Origin of the sequence: Microbacterium canaveralium, from assembly GCF_047238045.1 — a bacterium.
Lineage (GTDB): Bacteria > Actinomycetota > Actinomycetes > Actinomycetales > Microbacteriaceae > Microbacterium.
Genome location: NZ_JBDFMA010000003.1, coordinates 1,595,004 through 1,610,384, shown reverse-complemented (window position 1 = coordinate 1,610,384; position 15,381 = coordinate 1,595,004). Strand labels below are relative to the sequence as shown.

The 15,381-nt window shown below is 68.6% G+C and carries 16 protein-coding genes and 4 tRNA genes; 13 read left to right on the top strand and 7 right to left on the bottom strand.

The window, feature by feature from the left end; all coding sequences use genetic code 11:
• Positions 1-19: 19 nt before the first annotated feature.
• Positions 20-1,228: an alpha/beta hydrolase family protein gene (locus tag ABC271_RS08670; RefSeq protein WP_412924485.1), complete on the top strand. Its 1,209-nt coding sequence runs from the start codon at positions 20-22 to the stop codon at positions 1,226-1,228.
• A 15-nt stretch (positions 1,229-1,243) separates the two neighbouring features.
• Here the strand turns inward: ABC271_RS08670 and ABC271_RS08665 are convergent, their stop codons facing one another.
• The gene (locus ABC271_RS08665; protein ID WP_412924484.1) at positions 1,244-1,684 is read right to left on the bottom strand and encodes a SufE family protein; all 441 of its coding nucleotides are present in this window, start codon (positions 1,682-1,684) and stop codon (positions 1,244-1,246) included.
• Between the two features lie 34 nt (positions 1,685-1,718).
• Positions 1,719-2,621: a sulfurtransferase gene (locus ABC271_RS08660; protein WP_412924483.1), complete on the bottom strand. Its 903-nt coding sequence runs from the start codon at positions 2,619-2,621 to the stop codon at positions 1,719-1,721.
• 118 nt (positions 2,622-2,739) lie between these two features.
• On the opposite strand from ABC271_RS08660, the gene zapE reads away from it, so the two are divergent.
• The 3 genes from zapE (at position 2,740) to ABC271_RS08645 (ending at position 5,825) form a co-directional block, all read left to right on the top strand.
• A complete protein-coding gene (gene zapE, locus ABC271_RS08655) occupies positions 2,740-3,777 on the top strand; it encodes a cell division protein ZapE (RefSeq protein ID WP_412924482.1) in 1,038 nt (345 codons plus the stop codon).
• Between the two features lie 164 nt (positions 3,778-3,941).
• Positions 3,942-5,213, top strand: a complete 1,272-nt coding sequence (locus ABC271_RS08650; protein ID WP_412924481.1) for an ammonium transporter — start codon at positions 3,942-3,944, stop codon at positions 5,211-5,213.
• 93 nt (positions 5,214-5,306) lie between these two features.
• Positions 5,307-5,825 carry a type II toxin-antitoxin system PemK/MazF family toxin gene (locus ABC271_RS08645; protein ID WP_412924480.1) on the top strand — a complete coding sequence of 173 codons (519 nt, stop codon included), beginning with the start codon at positions 5,307-5,309 and terminating at the stop codon, positions 5,823-5,825.
• A gap of 279 nt (positions 5,826-6,104) precedes the next feature.
• Here ABC271_RS08645 and ABC271_RS08640 read toward each other — a convergent pair.
• Positions 6,105-6,180 (bottom strand) — tRNA-Val (locus ABC271_RS08640).
• 151 nt (positions 6,181-6,331) lie between these two features.
• Between ABC271_RS08640 and ABC271_RS08635 the strand changes: the two genes are divergently transcribed.
• From ABC271_RS08635 to ABC271_RS08625, 3 genes are all read left to right on the top strand, one after another.
• Positions 6,332-6,404, top strand: a tRNA-Gly gene (locus ABC271_RS08635).
• A gap of 65 nt (positions 6,405-6,469) precedes the next feature.
• Positions 6,470-6,540 (top strand) — tRNA-Cys (locus tag ABC271_RS08630).
• 26 nt (positions 6,541-6,566) lie between these two features.
• A tRNA-Val gene (locus ABC271_RS08625) sits at positions 6,567-6,641 on the top strand.
• A 69-nt stretch (positions 6,642-6,710) separates the two neighbouring features.
• Here ABC271_RS08625 and ABC271_RS08620 read toward each other — a convergent pair.
• Entirely contained in the window at positions 6,711-7,067 is a 357-nt protein-coding gene (locus tag ABC271_RS08620; RefSeq protein WP_412924479.1) for a hypothetical protein, read from the bottom strand.
• Between the two features lie 169 nt (positions 7,068-7,236).
• On the opposite strand from ABC271_RS08620, the gene ABC271_RS08615 reads away from it, so the two are divergent.
• From ABC271_RS08615 to ABC271_RS08605, 3 genes are all read left to right on the top strand, one after another.
• Entirely contained in the window at positions 7,237-7,650 is a 414-nt protein-coding gene (locus tag ABC271_RS08615; RefSeq protein WP_412924478.1) for a PPOX class F420-dependent oxidoreductase, read from the top strand.
• Between the two features lie 78 nt (positions 7,651-7,728).
• Positions 7,729-8,190: a DUF7882 family protein gene (locus ABC271_RS08610; RefSeq protein ID WP_412924477.1), complete on the top strand. Its 462-nt coding sequence runs from the start codon at positions 7,729-7,731 to the stop codon at positions 8,188-8,190.
• A gap of 39 nt (positions 8,191-8,229) precedes the next feature.
• Positions 8,230-8,622, top strand: a complete 393-nt coding sequence (locus ABC271_RS08605; RefSeq protein WP_412924476.1) for a TIGR03618 family F420-dependent PPOX class oxidoreductase — start codon at positions 8,230-8,232, stop codon at positions 8,620-8,622.
• Between the two features lies 1 nt (position 8,623).
• Here ABC271_RS08605 and ABC271_RS08600 read toward each other — a convergent pair whose 3' ends face one another.
• The gene (locus ABC271_RS08600) at positions 8,624-9,772 is read right to left on the bottom strand and encodes an ArsB/NhaD family transporter (RefSeq protein ID WP_412924475.1); all 1,149 of its coding nucleotides are present in this window, start codon (positions 9,770-9,772) and stop codon (positions 8,624-8,626) included.
• A gap of 81 nt (positions 9,773-9,853) precedes the next feature.
• Between ABC271_RS08600 and thrS the strand changes: the two genes are divergently transcribed.
• Genes thrS through ABC271_RS08585 form a run of 3 tightly spaced genes read left to right on the top strand, consistent with a single transcriptional unit; the run spans position 9,854 to position 13,093 of the window.
• A complete protein-coding gene (gene thrS, locus ABC271_RS08595; protein WP_412924474.1) occupies positions 9,854-11,863 on the top strand; it encodes a threonine--tRNA ligase in 2,010 nt (669 codons plus the stop codon).
• Entirely contained in the window at positions 11,860-12,426 is a 567-nt protein-coding gene (locus ABC271_RS08590) for an HIT family protein (protein ID WP_412924473.1), read from the top strand. Before thrS ends, ABC271_RS08590 begins: the two co-directional genes overlap by 4 nt.
• Before the next feature lie 55 nt (positions 12,427-12,481).
• Positions 12,482-13,093, top strand: a complete 612-nt coding sequence (locus ABC271_RS08585; RefSeq protein WP_412924472.1) for a hypothetical protein — start codon at positions 12,482-12,484, stop codon at positions 13,091-13,093.
• 12 nt (positions 13,094-13,105) lie between these two features.
• Here ABC271_RS08585 and pdxY read toward each other — a convergent pair whose 3' ends face one another.
• Together pdxY and ABC271_RS08575 are read right to left on the bottom strand one after the other, a co-directional pair.
• Positions 13,106-13,957, bottom strand: a complete 852-nt coding sequence (pdxY, locus tag ABC271_RS08580) for a pyridoxal kinase PdxY (protein WP_412924471.1) — start codon at positions 13,955-13,957, stop codon at positions 13,106-13,108.
• Positions 13,954-15,294, bottom strand: coding sequence for an aminotransferase class I/II-fold pyridoxal phosphate-dependent enzyme (locus tag ABC271_RS08575; protein WP_412924470.1), 1,341 nt, complete (start codon positions 15,292-15,294; stop codon positions 13,954-13,956). Before ABC271_RS08575 ends, pdxY begins: the two co-directional genes overlap by 4 nt.
• Between the last annotated feature and the right edge of the window lie 87 nt (positions 15,295-15,381).

Genomic DNA, 15,381 nt, shown 5'->3' with positions numbered 1-15,381 from the left:
AGACTAGAGTGAGGCCTCGATGAACGCTCCCAGGCGCGCCGCGAGGCGCCGTGCCCCGCATCCCGCGGCCGCACCGTTGCGGGTCGCCATCGCCGCGTTGACCACCGCCCTGGGGCTGAGCGCCACCGCCCTCGGCGCGGTGTCGCTGCGCATGGCCCGTACGGTCGTCACCCCCGCCGGGCGCATCCCCGACGTCCACCTCCGCTCGCTCGATGCCGCCGCGCAGACCGTGACCCTCGATCGCACCGACGACACGGCGCTGCCCGGCCGATACGGGCTGTTCACCACGGGGACGCTCGATTACCTGCGCCTGGGGTCGGTCGTGAAGGACGACGGCACCAGCGTCACGCGGAAGCTCCTCACGCACGTCGCCGCCGATGCCCATCTGGCCCCGATGGCGGCCTTCAGCGGCTGGTACTACGACAAGCCCGACGATCTGCAGATCCCGTACCGCCACGCGCTGATCGGCACGCCGGTCGGCCCGTGCCCGGCGTGGGAGTTCCCCTCCGCCGTCGACACCGACGTGTGGGTCATCCAGGTGCACGGCCGTGGTACCACCCGGGCGGAGACGCTCCGCGCCGTCCCCGTGTTCCACGACCTCGGCATCACCAGCCTCGTCGTGTCGTACCGCAACGACGGCGACGCACCGCGGAGCCGCACGGGCACGTATGCACTGGGCGCGACCGAATGGCGGGACGTGGATGCCGCGATCGGATACGCACGGCGCCAGGGTGCGCGCCGCATCCTCTTGATGGGGTGGTCGATGGGAGGGGCGATCTGCCTGCAGACCGAGTTCTCCTCGCCCCATCGCGATGTGATCGCCGGCCTGATCCTCGAGTCGCCCGTCGCCGACTGGCGGACCGTCCTGCGCTACCAGGGGCGGCTCCTGCGCCTCCCGACCCCCGTGCTGGCGTTCGCTCAGCGCATCCTGGGCTCCGACTGGGGCGCCGTCCTCACCGGCGCCGGGTCGGCCATCCCCCTCGACCGACTCGACGCCGTCGCGCGGGCCTCTGAGCTCCGGCATCCCGTGCTCGTCCTCCACAGCGACGACGACGGATTCGTCCCGAGCGATGCCTCACACGCCCTGGCCGCGGCCCGCCCGGACCTCGTCACGATGGAGACGTTCGCCGTCGCGCGCCACACCAAGCTCTGGAACTACGACGAGACGCGGTGGACGCGCACCATCAAGGACTGGGTCCGGTCGCACGGATTCGCGGTGGCGGAGTAAAACGGATGCCGTGCGTCAGGCGCCGCTCTTCGCGCGCACCTGACGCTTCGCGCGCATGAGCATTCCGGTCATGCCGGCGATGCGCAGCGGGCTCACCGCGCGCGTCAGCCCGATGCTCTGGGGGTAGTCGTCCGGTACCGCGAGCACCTCCTCGGCGGTGAGTCCGGTCAGCCCCTGCGCGAGGATGCTCGCGAACCCGCGGGTCGTGGGCGCCTCGGCCGGCGCTGTTGCGTGCATGGCCACTCGTCCCGCGTCGTCCACGTCGACCACGATGTACACCGGCGACTGGCACTCGGCGACGCGCTCGCACATCTCCGGGTGATCCGCATATCGCTCCGGAACATCGGGGAGCTCCTGCGAGAACTCCAGCAGGAGCTGCAGGCGGTCGGGCTCGTCGAGCTCGAGGAACTCGTCACGGATCTCGGCGAGACGGGCGGGGAGGGTGTTTTCGGACATCACCGCTAGTTTCCCACGCCCGCACCGCGTCGGCTCAGCGCCCGGGAACCTCGCCCGGTTCGGCGCCCGACACGATCGGCACGCGCACCGCGCTGCCCCACTCGGTCCAGGAGCCGTCGTAGTTGCGCACGTCCTCGAACCCGAGGAGGTGCTTGAGCACGAACCACGTGTGACTGGAACGCTCACCGATGCGGCAGTACGCGACGATCTTGTCGCCGTCCTTCAGCCCCGCGCCGTCTCGGTAGATGGCATCCAGTTCTTCGCGCGACTTGAAGCCACCGTCCTCGGCGACGGCCTTGGCCCACGGCACGCTCTGCGCGCTGGGGATGTGACCGGCGCGCAGCGCGCCCTCTTCCGGGTAGGCGGGGGCGGACGTGCGCTCGCCCGAGTACTCCTCGGGGGAGCGGACGTCGATCAGCGGATTGCCGAGGTGCGCGAGGACATCGTCCTTGTAGGCGCGGATGAGAGCGTCGTCCCGCTCGACGATCGGGTACTCGACCGGCTCGCGAGTGGTCGGCTCGGTGGTGATCTGACGACCCTCGGCGATCCACTTGTCACGACCGCCGTCGAGCAGACGCACGTCCTCGTGCCCGAACAGCGAGAAGACCCACAGGGCGTATGCGGCCCACCAGTTGTTCTTGTCGCCGTAGATGACGACGGTGTCGTCGCGCGCGATGCCCTTGCGGCTCAGGAGCTTCGCGAACCCCTCGCCGTCGACGTAGTCACGCACGACCGGGTCGTTGAGCTCGGTGTGCCAGTCGACCTTGACCGCGCCGGGGATGTGTCCCGTTTCGTAGAGGAGCACGTCCTCGTCGGATTCCACGACGACCAGACCCGGCTGGCCGAGGCGTTCCTGCAGCCAGTCGCCGGTCACGAGACGGCCGGGTTCGGCATACGCGGCGAACTTGGGGGAGGTGGTGTCGAACTCGACGGTCACGATGTCTCCTCGGTCGGGGTGGGGAAGCGGGCGGCGTAGGGTGGACACCGCACCTTCGACCCTAGGACCGCCGCGTCGAAGCAGGCACCTCTCCGTAAGACTGCGACACAGGACGGCCATGACCTCAACGCCCGCGACGACCGGCGTCGTGCACCTCATCGGCCGCGAGCCGGCCATCTCCGGCGCCGAGATGGTGAGTGCGCTCGTCCCGCCGCCGCAGTTCGACGGCGCGACGTTCGAGTCCTACCGGGCGGATGCCGCATACCCGTCGCAGCAGGAGGCGAAAGAGCTGCTCGAAGCGTTCGCCGGACGCACGAGCACGCCGACGAAGAAGGGCGGGTTCTTCCGCCGTGCCGAGAAGACGCCCCCGGTGAAGCCGGGCGTGTACCTGGACGGCGGATTCGGCGTCGGCAAGACGCACCTCCTGGCCTCGATCTACCACGCCATGCCCGCCCGTCGGAAGTACTTCGGCTCGTTCATCGAGTACACGGCGCTCGTGGGAGTCCTCGGTTACGCCAAGGCGGTCGAACTCTTCCGCGGCTCCGACCTCCTGTGCATCGACGAGTTCGAACTCGACGACCCGGGCGACACGATGGTGATGACCCGGTTGCTCGGCGAGCTCGTGGCATCCGGAACCCGGCTCGCGGCGACCTCAAACACCCCGCCGAACGCGCTGGGCGAAGGGCGCTTCGCGGCGCAGGACTTCCTGCGCGAGATCCAGTCGATGGCCGACAGCTTCCGAACCATCCGCATCGACGGCACCGACTTCCGCCAGCGTGCGATCGACGGCGAGGCACGCGTGCTCTCGGACGCCGACTACGCGGATGCCATCCAGGATGCCGCCGCACACGGCGTCGCGACCGACGACGCGTTCACCGACCTCGTGGCGCACCTCGCCCGCGTGCACCCGTCCCGGTTCATCCGCCTCATCGACGGCATCGACACCATCGGGCTGCGCGACGTGCAGGTTCTGCACGACCAGTCGGCGGCGCTGCGCCTCGTGGCGTTCGTCGACCGCGCCTACGACGCGCAGATCCCGATCCGCGCCACAGGGGTGCCGCTGAACGCCGTCTTCTCCGACGAAATGCTCGCGGGCGGGTATCGGAAGAAGTACCTCCGCGCCGTGTCGCGCCTGGTGGCGCTGACGCACTCCTGAGGAGTTCTTCACCGGCTTCGCGGCCGCGCGAAACGCAATGTTTACATGACCCCCACGGCTGTAACGTGCGTGAAACACGAGTCGAACCGCGATGGAACCGGGGCTGGGAACACTGAGGGGACCCGACGCTACACCTGCGTCCCTGCAGAGAGGTTCCCTCCGAGATGGATCAAGGCAACACCGCATTCATCCTGCTAGCAGCGGCACTCGTGCTGCTCATGACGCCAGGACTGGCGTTCTTCTACGGCGGACTCGTCAAGGCCAAGAGCGTCATCAGCATGATGATGATGAGCTTCGGCGCCCTCGGACTCATCGGAGTCCTGTGGGTGCTGTACGGCTACGCGATCGCTTTCCCCACCACGGAAGCGGGCACCACCCAGGTTCCGTGGACCATCGACTTCACCGAGGTCGGCCTGTCCGGCATCCTCGAGACGCCTGAAGGCGCCGCTTACCCGCCGTTGGCCTTCGTCGCCTTCCAGGCCACGTTCGCCATCATCACGGTCGCCCTGGTCTCGGGCGCGATCGCCGACCGCGCCAAGTTCGGCTCGTGGATGGTCTTCGCCTTCGTCTGGGCGACGATCGTCTACTTCCCGGTCGCCAGCTGGGTCTTCAACTTCGGCCTGGCCGACGACGGATCCTTCGCATACGGCGGGTGGATCACGCACGGGCTGCAAGACGTGTTCGGTGTCGGGGCGATCGACTTCGCCGGTGGTACCGCGGTCCACATCAACGCCGGTGCCGCTGCCCTCGCCCTCGCGCTCGTCCTCGGCAAGCGCGTCGGCTTCCAGAAGGGCGCGCACGTCCCCCACAACCCGCCGTTCGTGCTCCTCGGTGCCGGTCTGCTGTGGTTCGGGTGGTTCGGCTTCAACGCGGGCTCCGAGCTCGCCGCGGACAACACGGCCTCCCTCGCCTTCGTCAACACGATCGCTGCTCCGGCCGCTGCGCTCCTGAGCTGGCTGATCGTCGAGAAGATCAAGGACGGCAAGCCTACGTCGGTCGGTGCCGCCTCCGGTGCCGTCGCGGGTCTCGTCGCGATCACCCCCGCCTGCGGCTCGCTGACGCCCTTCTGGGCCATCGTGCTCGGCCTGCTCGCCGGTGCGGTCTGCGCCCTGGCGATCGAGCTGAAGTTCAAGCTCGGTTTCGACGACTCGCTCGACGTGGTCGGCATCCACCTCGTCGGTGGTCTGCTCGGAACCCTGTACCTGGGCTTCTTCGCCAACGGCACGGGCCTCATCTACAGCGGTGAGTTCACGCAGCTGCTGGTTCAGGCCATCGCCGCCTTCGCGGTCCTGATCTACTCGTTCGTGCTGGCCTACGTCATCGGCTTCGCGATCGAGAAGACCATGGGCTTCCGCGTCAAGAACGAGGACGAGATCGCCGGCATCGACACCGTCGTGCACGGCGAAGAGGGCTACGTCCTCAGCGACGCGCGCTGACACTCGCTCCCTCTGACGGGGCGTCACGGATTCGTCCGTGGCGCCCCGTTCTTCGTGCGCGGGAGTCGGCGGAGCGGTGTCTAGGGTGTGGGTATGGGAACCGCCTCGCGCCTCGTCTCCGCCCTCCTGCGCGCCTTTCGGCCCTCGTCGGCGCCACAACGGCGTGAGGCTGCTTCCACGCCGCTGACGCCCGGGGCGGGCGCGGGAGAGACGGCGACGGTGGAAGTCGATCCGCCTCGACGACTCACCCTCACCTACGCCCCCGAGCGCGACAGCAAGCCGGACGGCGGCGAGATCGTGTGGACGTGGGTGCCGTATGAGGAGCGCGACGGGCGCGGCAAGGACCGTCCGGTGCTCATCATCGGTCGGGCGGATGCCACCCGCTCGTACGCGGTCCGCCTCACGAGCAAGCCGCACGCCGGCGATCGCGACTACCTCGCGCTCGGCGCGGGGGAGTGGGATCCCCAGAACCGCCCGTCGTGGGTCGATATCGAGCAGGTCTACCTCGTGCACGACGCCGGCATGCGTCGCGAGGCCGCTGCTCTGGACCGCCGCCGCTTCGACGCCGTGGCATCCGCGCTTCACGCCCGGTACGGCTGGGTGCAGGGCTGACCCAGCCGTCGGCGTGGCCGGTGTCGCGCGGGTCGTCTTGCGGTGTGAGAGGTGGTCGGTATCCGCGAGACTGCATCCCGCCGACAACTCGCCGACAGCGTGCCGCACCGATGTCGGCGCGATGATGTTTCGCGCAGGGGTACGGGCCCTTAGGCGTGAAGGCGCGTTCCGGGCATAGGCCGTGTGTCGGTCTGCTCCATAGCGCGAGCATAGGCGACGAGGCGACCGTGGAGCGGGCGAACCGGGAAAGACGAAACCCCCGGTGAACCGGGGGTGTGGTGGTGGGCGATGCCGGACTCGAACCGACGACCTCTTCCGTGTGAAGGAAGCGCGCTACCAACTGCGCCAATCGCCCTCGTCCCGAACGGGACTTCATTACCTTACCCGATCCGCGGGCGCCGTTCCGACCGCCGGGATGGACACGCGCGGGTCGCGTCTGGTTTTGCGAGGGCGCGGGAATCGGGTAATGTCTTACGAGTGCTCGGGGCAAGCCCCGGGAACGAAATGCGGATGTAGCGCAGTTGGTAGCGCACAACCTTGCCAAGGTTGGGGTCGCGAGTTCGAGTCTCGTCATCCGCTCGAGTGTGAAGATCGCCGTCAGGTTTTCCGACGGGGGATCACGACACGTGGGTCGAACCACACACGGTGGCGTGGCCGAGCGGCTAGGCACCGGCCTGCAAAGCCGTTTACACGGGTTCGAATCCCGTCGCCACCTCGCTTACAACTGAACAGCCTTCATAGGCGCGATTGGCGCAGCGGTAGCGCGCTTCCCTGACACGGAAGAGGTCACTGGTTCGATCCCAGTATCGCGCACCACCTGAAACCCCCGGCTCGCCGGGGGTTTTCGCTTTCCCGCCTCGTATTGGCAGCGGCACCGATGCGGGACTACCGTTCGTCCTCGCCCGCGCGCTGACGTGCCCGACGCGTCGCAGGGAGCGGTGCGACGACCGAATCCGCTTCCGACTCGGCATCCGCCGACGCGCTGAGACGCTGCCGCAATTTCGCGGACTGCTCGTCGGCGGGTGCGATCGGGATACGCGAGCCGCCGGAAGTGTCGGATCGGGGGATGTACCAGGTCAACGGGAGTTCGCGCATACCGAACCACCCCCGTCGGGAGCGCACGATGGTGAATCCTCGGTCACGCAGCGCTTCCGCCTGGTCGGGAGTCATCGTGGTCGGGGGGATGCGCACCCAGCCCGTGCGGAAGTCGTAGGCGTGGGTCGCGATGTGGTGGCGAGACATGCGAACCTCCTCTCTTGGCAGAGTCGCACGCGCGACCGAGAGCCTCGATGCACGATGTGTTCCAGTCGTGTGAACAATGCTCAACGTTTCGTATGAACGCAGATCGATCCTCTGAATACGAAGACGCAAGCCCCGCGGTCCATTGGCGTACCCGCGGTACGGTCACGCCATGCCCGTTCCCGACACGCTGTGGCGTGAGATCGCCTCGTCACCGTTCGTTTCTCTCAGCACGTACCGCCGCGACGGCAGCGCGGTGGCGACACCCGTCTGGATCGCGCGCGACGGTGACGAGTTGATCGTCACCACCGAACGCAAGACCGGCAAGGTCAAGCGCCTGCGCAACGACGACCGCGTCACCCTCCGGCCGTGTTCCCGGATGGGGACAGTCGCCCAGGATGCCATCACCGTCCAGGGCAGGGCGCGGATCGCCAGCCCGAGCACCGAAGACGACCGCGCCAACTCCGCGTTGCGGCGTAAATACGGGTGGCAGTTCCGCGCCATCATCGGATTCGAGGCGCTCGTGCGTCGCGTCCAGCGCCGCGCGGGAGAGCGCGTCATCCTCCGCATCTCGCGCGCCGATTGAGGCGCTAGCCCCGATCCGGTACTCGCACAAGTGGGCTTGCGTTTTGCGGCGAACCACGAGATGTTTCAGCAAAGAGCGGTGGCATCCCCCTTCGGCCGCGTCCCACATTTCTCGCCAGAAATGCGCGGTCATCGGAGTGCCATTCCGGAGGTTCGCGTGGGCAAATTCATCTACGACGGTGACATCAAGGTCGAGTTCGAGGACCGCCTCCTTGCACACCTGCAGGCGGTGATCATGGCGAAGGTGCGGCGCGGCGAGAGCTTCCCCTTCACGTGGAAGGACGACATCAGCATCGGCGGCGGCCGCACCACGGTGTACGTGCACCCGAATGTGTCATTGGTCTTCAAATATCACGGCAGCCGAAACCCACAGCTCTCGAGCTCGTGGTTGCACGCCCTGACCTACAACGCGAACTCCGGTCGCGGACTCTACGTGATTCCTGAGCCTGACGAATCGACGCCGCGCGAGCCACAGCAGCGCGCAGAAATGGTGTTCAGCGAAGTCCCGAACGATCAGGCGCCCGTGGCGATCCGCTCGTAATCCGGGAATGACGAAAGTGATCGAACGGTTCGCCACAGAATGAGCGACTGGACGACCGCAAAGCCGTACTTCGAGACCCGGGCGGTGGCACATCTCGCGACGTTGATGCGCGACGGCTCCCCGCACACGGTTCCCGTCTGGGTCGGTGTGGAGGGCGAACGCCTCGCGATCTTCATGGAGGCCGGCACTCTCAAAGACCGCAACATCTCCCGTGATCCGCGCGTCGCGATCTCGGTGACCGGCGCCGACGACCCGTACGCCATGGCGTTCGTGCGCGGCGAAGCCGTCGAGAGGATCGCCGGAGACCGCGCCCTTCCCTACGTCGACCGCATCTCGACGCTCTACACGGGCGAACCGTACGAGCTCCGCGAGGGCCTCGCGGTCTGGCTCATCGACCCGCGGAAGTCGTGGGCTCGCGCGTACGAAAGCTGAGTCACAGCGCGAGCGGCAGAACGGCCAGCACCAGGATCACCGGAGCGATCACCGCACCGAGAACGACGAACCGACTCCAGCGCACCTCGACCCCGGCCGCGACGAGCCGGTCGTGCCAAAGCAGCGTCGCGAGCGACGCCCACGGCGTCACGATGGGCCCGGCGTTCACGCCGATGAGGAGAGCCGCCAGGCGCACGGGAGACCCCGCCACCGACTCCATCGCGAGGTAGGCCGGAAGGTTGTTGATCCCGTTGGCCGCGAGTGCGCCGACGCCCGCGACCTGCCACAGCGAAACGAGGTCGTCGCCCGAACCGGCGAGCACCGACGTGATGCGCCCGATCCCGAGGGCTTCCAACGCACCGACGGCGAGAAACAGCCCGCCGGCGAACACCAGCAGCGACCACGGAACGAGGCGGATGCCGAGAGCCCGAGGAGCACGCCACGCGAAAACCCCCATCAGGACGACCGCGGCGGCGAGGGCCGGCATCCACGGGTCGAGTCCGATGACCAGGAGTGGCAGCAGTGCCACGGTGACCACGGCGGACACCCTCAGCAGCACTCGGTCGGCGACGGCCGGGGGCGTGGCATCCGCGTACCTCTTCGGGAGCCTCCGCAGGAACACGGCCGTGAGCACCACGACCGAGACCGCGATGGCGATGAGCGCCGACGGCCCGAGCAGCGAGAGGAACGCCACGGGGTCGTGGCCGCCGAGAGCATCGGACGCGAGCAGGTTCGTCAGGTTCGACACCGGCAGCACGAGCGACGCGGTGTTGGCGAGCACGACGGTGACGAACGCGAACGGGAGCGGGTCGAGCTTGCGAGCCACCGCCATCGCGACGACGACGGGCGTCAGCAGCACCGCGGTGGTATCCAGCGACAGGAAGGCCGTCGCCACCGTGGCCAACGCCACGACGAGCGCCCACAGCCACACCGTCCGTCCTCGCGCCAACCGGGCGAGGCGCGCGGCGACGACGTCGAAGAGCCCCGCCTTGGATGCCAGCTCCGCCACCACCGTGACCGCGACGACGAACAACAGGATGGGCCAGACACGGTCGGCTACGGCGAGAGCCTGGTCGGCGGGGAAGATGCCGACGAGGAGAGCGATGATGCCGAGGATCCACAGCACGCCGCCGATGATGGCCAGAGTCACCGCTCCACTATGGGGCACGCGGTGTGCCGTCGAGGCCACGCCCGGCGGGTAGCCTGGAATCGACCCATCCAGGAGACCGCCTTGACTGATGCCGCCCTGCCGTCGGAGCAGACCTATCCCGCCGACGGCTTCGCCCTCTTCCCCGACCGTTCGGTCGTCGCCCTGCGCGTGAACGGTGAGCTCAAAGACCTCGCCACGACGGTCCACGTCCACGATGAGATCGAGCCGGTCATGATCGACAGCCCCGAGGGCCTGTCGATCCTGCGGCACTCGACGGCGCACGTGCTGGCGCAGGCCGTCCAGCGTGTCAAGCCGCAGGCCAACCTCGGCATCGGACCGCCGGTCACCGACGGGTTCTACTACGACTTCCAGGTGGACGACCCCTTCACTCCCGAAGACCTCAAGGTCATCAAGAAGGAGATGGAGCGGATCGTCCGCGAGAACCAGCGTTTCGTCCGCCGCGTCGTGACGGACGACGAGGCCCGCGCAGAACTCGCCGACGAGCCGTTCAAGCTCGAGCTGATCGGCCTGAAGGGCGGCTCCGCCGAGGCCGCCGAGGGGGCGAACGTCGAGGTCGGCGCGGGCGAGCTCACCATCTACGACAACGTCAACCGCGACGGCGAGACGGTCTGGAAAGACCTGTGTCGCGGTCCGCACGTCCCCGGTACGCGCCTCATCGGCAACGGCTGGGACCTCACCCGCATCGCCGGCGCCTATTGGCGCGGTAGCGAGAAGAACCCGCAGCTGCAGCGCATCTACGGCACCGCGTGGGCGACCAAGGACGACCTGCGCGCCTACCAGCACCGCCTGGAGGAGGCCGCGAAGCGCGACCACCGCAAGCTCGGCAAAGAGCTCGACCTGTTCTCGTTCCCCGACGAGATCGGCCCCGGCCTGAGCGTGTTCCACCCCAAGGGCGGAATCATCCGGTACGAGATCGAGCGCTACATGCGTGAGCGCCTGCTCGCCAGCGGCTACCAGGTCGTGAACACGCCGCACATCACCAAGGGCGATCTGTTCATCACGAGCGGCCACCTGCAGTGGTACGCCGACGGCATGTACCCGCCGATGGTGCTCGACGAGGTCGTGGATGCCGACGGGCACGTGTCGCGCGAGGGCCAGGAGTACTACCTCAAGCCCATGAACTGCCCGTTCCACAACCTGATCTTCCGCTCGCGCGGACGGAGCTACCGTGAGCTGCCGCTTCGATTGAGCGAGTTCGGTTCGGTCTACCGCTACGAGAAGAGCGGAACGCTCTCCGGCCTCACCCGCGTCCGCGGCCTGACCCAGGACGACACGCACATCTACGTCACGGCCGACCAGGTCAAGGACGAGCTGACCCACAGCCTCGACTTCGTGCTGCAGACGCTGCGCGACTACGGCCTCCACGACTTCTACCTCGAGCTCTCGACGAAGGAGGAGGGGAACCCCAAGTTCATCGGCGACGACGCGCTGTGGGCCGAGGCAACCGAGACGCTGCGCGAGGTGGCCGAGGCTTCCGGTCTCGAGCTGGTGCCCGACCCGGGTGGGGCGGCGTTCTACGGCCCGAAGATCTCGGTGCAGGCCCGCGACGCCATCGGCCGCACGTGGCAGATGTCGACGATCCAGCTGGACTTCAACCAGCCCGAGCGTTTCGAGCTGGAGTACACCGGCCCCGACGGCGAGAAGCACCGCCCGGTGATGATCCACCGCGCGCTCTTCGGCTCGGTGGAGCGCTTCTTCGCGATCCTGCTCGAGCACTATGCCGGAGCGTTCCCGGTGTGGCTCTCGCCTGTGCAGGTCGTGGCCGTGCCGGTTGCCGCGGAGTACGGCGAGTACCTCGACGGCATCGTGGCCGAGCTGCGCACGAAGGGCGTGCGCGCCGAAGTCGACCACAGCGACGACCGCATGCAGAAGAAGATCCGCACGCACACCACGCAGAAGGTGCCGCTCCAGCTCATCGCCGGCGAGGCCGACCGCGCGGGGGGCACGGTGTCGTTCCGGTTCCGCGACGGCACCCAGCTCAACGGCATCCGGGTCGATGAGGCCATCGCCCGCATAACCGGCGCCATCTCGACCCGGGCACTCGTGGACACCGCCGAGGATCTCGCGTGACGACCGAACCGGATGCCTCCGCGGTCGGCGATGCGGAGATCATCGCCGCCTCGGAGCTTCCCGGCGTGCCGGACGAGTTCCAGCGCCTGTGGACACCGCACCGGATGGCCTACATCCAAGCCGGGCGTGAACCGATGGAGCAGAACTGTCCGTTCTGCGCCGCTCCCGGCAAGTCCGACGAGGACGGTCTGATCGTCGCCCGCGGAAAGAGCGCCTACGTGCTGCTCAACCTCTTCCCGTACAACTCCGGGCACCTGCTGGTCTGCCCGTACCGTCATATCGCGACGTACGACCAGGCGACCGACGAAGAGGTCGCCGAGATCGGCGCGCTGACACAGCGCGGCATGCGGGTGCTCCGAGCCGTCTCCCGCTGCGACGGCTTCAACCTGGGCATGAACCAGGGCGCCATCGCGGGAGCCGGCGTCGACGGGCACCTGCACCAGCACATCGTTCCGCGCTGGGCATCGGACGCCAACTTCTTCCCGATCATCGCCAAGACCAAGGCGCTGCCGCAGTTGCTCGGAGACGTGCGCCGCACCGTCGCCGAAGCCTGGAACGCCTGAGGACGCGACCGCAAGCCCACGCGGGGCCGCCGACTCCCGACGCTACGGTGGGGTGATGAAGGCTCGCCTCCGTCCCCTCGTCCTGACGCTCATCGTCGCGACCGCGCTCGGCACCACCACCGGATGCCTCCGACTGCCCAGCCCGCTGGGACCCGACGGGATGAGCGCGCCTCTGACGGCCCCCGGCGAGTCGACGGACCCGACGCCGTTCCCGGGCGAGTCCGCGAGCCCCGACGCGGGCGATGATGTCGGCGACGCGTTCGCCGAGCGCGAGAAGTTCTTCGAAGAGCAGCAGCTGCCCCTCGACGGCACGCCGCTCGTGGCCGTCACCCCCGAACAGAAGGAGTTCATCGCCGAGCAGAAGGCCTACGTCGAGGAGCAGGGCGTGGCCTGGACCGCTGAGGATGAGAGCCTCTCGCTCGCCCTCGCCGCCGACGCGTGCGAGACCGCGATCCTCAACAACCACGCCATCGACGCGGATCTCCTCCGCACCCACGTGGCTACGTCCCCCCTGTTCGCCCAGCTCGTGCCCGCGGACCTGCAGGGCGACGACCGCACCTACGCCGAGGCGCCGATCGCGAGCGTTATGGTCTTCGGGGCGACCTTCCTGTGCCCCGACGACGGCGACGCCTGGATCAGCGCGTACACCGAGGTCTACGGCGGCTGACGCCGGGACCGGTCAGCGCACCTGCCGCACCGAGAACTGCAGGCGCGGATGGGCGTACGCCTCCTGCGACTCGACGAGAAGCAGTTCGCGCGAGCCCGACTCGAACGTGTTCGAGAGCAGGTCAAAGACGCTGGATGCCGTGCGCGCAAGGGCATCGGCGGCATCGCCGGTCCGACGGTAGTGGGCGGTGAACAGCGCCGCCGTGACATCGCCCGACCCGTTGGCCTTCATCGGGATGAGGGGGGTCTGCACGATCCATGCGCCGTCGTCGTCGACGACCAGCATCTCGATCGTGTCGGGCTCGCGGTCGGGTCGTTCCACACTCGTCACGAGCACGGTCCGGGGGCCGCGGGCGCGCGCGAGATCGGCCGATTCGAGAGTGGATTCGATGCTCCCGGGGTCCGTGCCGGTGAGGAACCCGAGCTCGAACTGGTTGGGCGTGATGATGTCGGCGACGGGGATCACCCGCTCGCGCAGAAGATCGGGGATCGCCGGGGCGACGAAACAGCCCGACTTGGCGTTGCCCATGACCGGGTCGCAGGCGTAGACGGCATCCGGGTTCGCCTTCTTCACCCGCGCGACCGCGTCGATGATGACGTCGGCGATGCCCTCGCCGCCCTGGTAGCCCGACAGCACCACGTCGATCTCGCCGAGGACCCCGCGCTCTTCGATCCCCGTGATGACCTCGGCGACGTCGGCGGGGGAGATGAGCGGTCCGCGCCACGCGCCGTAGCCGGTGTGGTTGGAGAAGTTGACCGTGTACACCGGCAGCACCTCGACGCCGATGCGCTGCAGAGGGAAGACGGCGGCGGAGTTTCCGACGTGGCCGTAGGCGACGGCGGACTGGATCGAGAGGACCTTCATCCTTCGATCCTCCCACCCCGAACGGAGGGCCGGAGCGCGGCCACCGCGCTCGCCAGGTCGTCCGCGAGCGCCGCCGCTTCGTCGTCGTCGAGGTGATGAACCGTCAGCCGCAGATAGTCTCCGGCGCTGTCGGGGGAGAGGAAGAAGTGATCACCATCACGCACGAGCCATCCCCGCCGCATGAGGTCCTCGCGGACGAGCGCGGCGGGGGCGGGAAGCGGCACCCAGAGGTTCAGGCCGTCTCCGACGGTGAGGGGCAGTCCCCGCGCGGCCAGCGCCCCCGCGAAGGCGTCGTTGCGTTCGGCGTAGTGTTCCGCGGCGCGATCGATCCCCGTGCGTACCTCCGGGTCGGTCACGAGAGCGAGCGTGAGTCGCTGCAGGATGTGGCTCACCCACGTGGTGCCGGGCGTCAGCCGCAGCGCGAGCCGCTCGGCGGTTTCGTCATCGGATGCCACGACGGCGAGGCACATGTCGGGCCCGAGGAACTTCGACACCGACCGGATGCGGGCCCACCGCTGCTGCGTCTCGCCGATGATCGAGCGCAGGGGAGCGCGCGACAGCAGCGAGAAGTGGTCGTCCTCGATCACGAGCACGTACGGGTGGTCGGCGAGCACGTCCCGCAGCTGCGCGGCCCGCGTCTCGGTGAGGCTCGCACCGGTCGGATTGTGGGCGCGCGGGGTGCAGATGACGGCGCGAACGCCGTCGGCGAGAGCGGCCCGGAGCCCTTCGACCGTCATCCCCTCGGCATCCACCGCCACCGGCACCGCGCGATACCCGCCCTGTCGCACGGTGTGCAGGGCCGAGAGGAAACACGGATCCTCCAGGGCGACGGCGTCGTCGCGCTGGAGCGCCTGGGCGAGGAGTCGTTCGATCGCATCACTGGCCCCGCTCGTGACCGTGATGCGCCAGTCACGGTCGGGAAGGCCCTCGGCCATCCATTCGCGCGCCCACGCCTCGAGTCCCGGATCGACGACCGGCTCGCCGTACAGCACAGGACGGCCCGAGCGAGCGAGCGCGGCGGCGGGATCGGGGATGAGCGCGGGATCGGGGTTGCCGGTGCCGACGTCGCGGAGGACGGTTCCCGCCGCGTACCCCTCCTGCGCCACCGGGGCGCGCCCGGCGACACGCGTGCCGCCGCGTCCCCGGGCGACCACGAGCCCGGCTTGGGCGAGCATCCGGTACGCGGAGACCACGGTGTTGCGATTCACTCCGAGGTCGGCCGCCAGCGAGCGGACCGGCGGGAGGGCGTCTCCCGGCTGAAGCTGCCCCCGCTCGATGCGTTCGCGCAGATCGACGGAGATCTCGGATGCCGAGCGCCCGGTGATGTCGACGGTCATGCGTCCCCTCTCGCTTCATCCAGCGTATGTCCTGCGCCGTGCTACGGTTTGGCCTAAGCCAAAACAAGCGCCCCGGAGCGCGAAGGG

Excerpts from the sequence above, each read along its gene's own strand:
- ABC271_RS08670 (WP_412924485.1), top strand. The coding sequence starts at position 20 with ATGAACGCTCCCAGGCGCGCCGCGAGGCGCCGTGCCCCGCATCCCGCG.
- ABC271_RS08665 (WP_412924484.1), bottom strand. The coding sequence starts at position 1,684 with ATGTCCGAAAACACCCTCCCCGCCCGTCTCGCCGAGATCCGTGACGAG.
- zapE (WP_412924482.1), top strand. The coding sequence starts at position 2,740 with ATGACCTCAACGCCCGCGACGACCGGCGTCGTGCACCTCATCGGCCGC.
- ABC271_RS08650 (WP_412924481.1), top strand. The coding sequence starts at position 3,942 with ATGGATCAAGGCAACACCGCATTCATCCTGCTAGCAGCGGCACTCGTG.
- ABC271_RS08645 (WP_412924480.1), top strand. The coding sequence starts at position 5,307 with ATGGGAACCGCCTCGCGCCTCGTCTCCGCCCTCCTGCGCGCCTTTCGG.
- ABC271_RS08620 (WP_412924479.1), bottom strand. The coding sequence starts at position 7,067 with ATGTCTCGCCACCACATCGCGACCCACGCCTACGACTTCCGCACGGGC.
- ABC271_RS08615 (WP_412924478.1), top strand. The coding sequence starts at position 7,237 with ATGCCCGTTCCCGACACGCTGTGGCGTGAGATCGCCTCGTCACCGTTC.
- ABC271_RS08605 (WP_412924476.1), top strand. The coding sequence starts at position 8,230 with ATGAGCGACTGGACGACCGCAAAGCCGTACTTCGAGACCCGGGCGGTG.
- ABC271_RS08585 (WP_412924472.1), top strand. The coding sequence starts at position 12,482 with ATGAAGGCTCGCCTCCGTCCCCTCGTCCTGACGCTCATCGTCGCGACC.
- pdxY (WP_412924471.1), bottom strand. The coding sequence starts at position 13,957 with ATGAAGGTCCTCTCGATCCAGTCCGCCGTCGCCTACGGCCACGTCGGA.
- ABC271_RS08575 (WP_412924470.1), bottom strand. The coding sequence starts at position 15,294 with ATGACCGTCGACATCACCGGGCGCTCGGCATCCGAGATCTCCGTCGAT.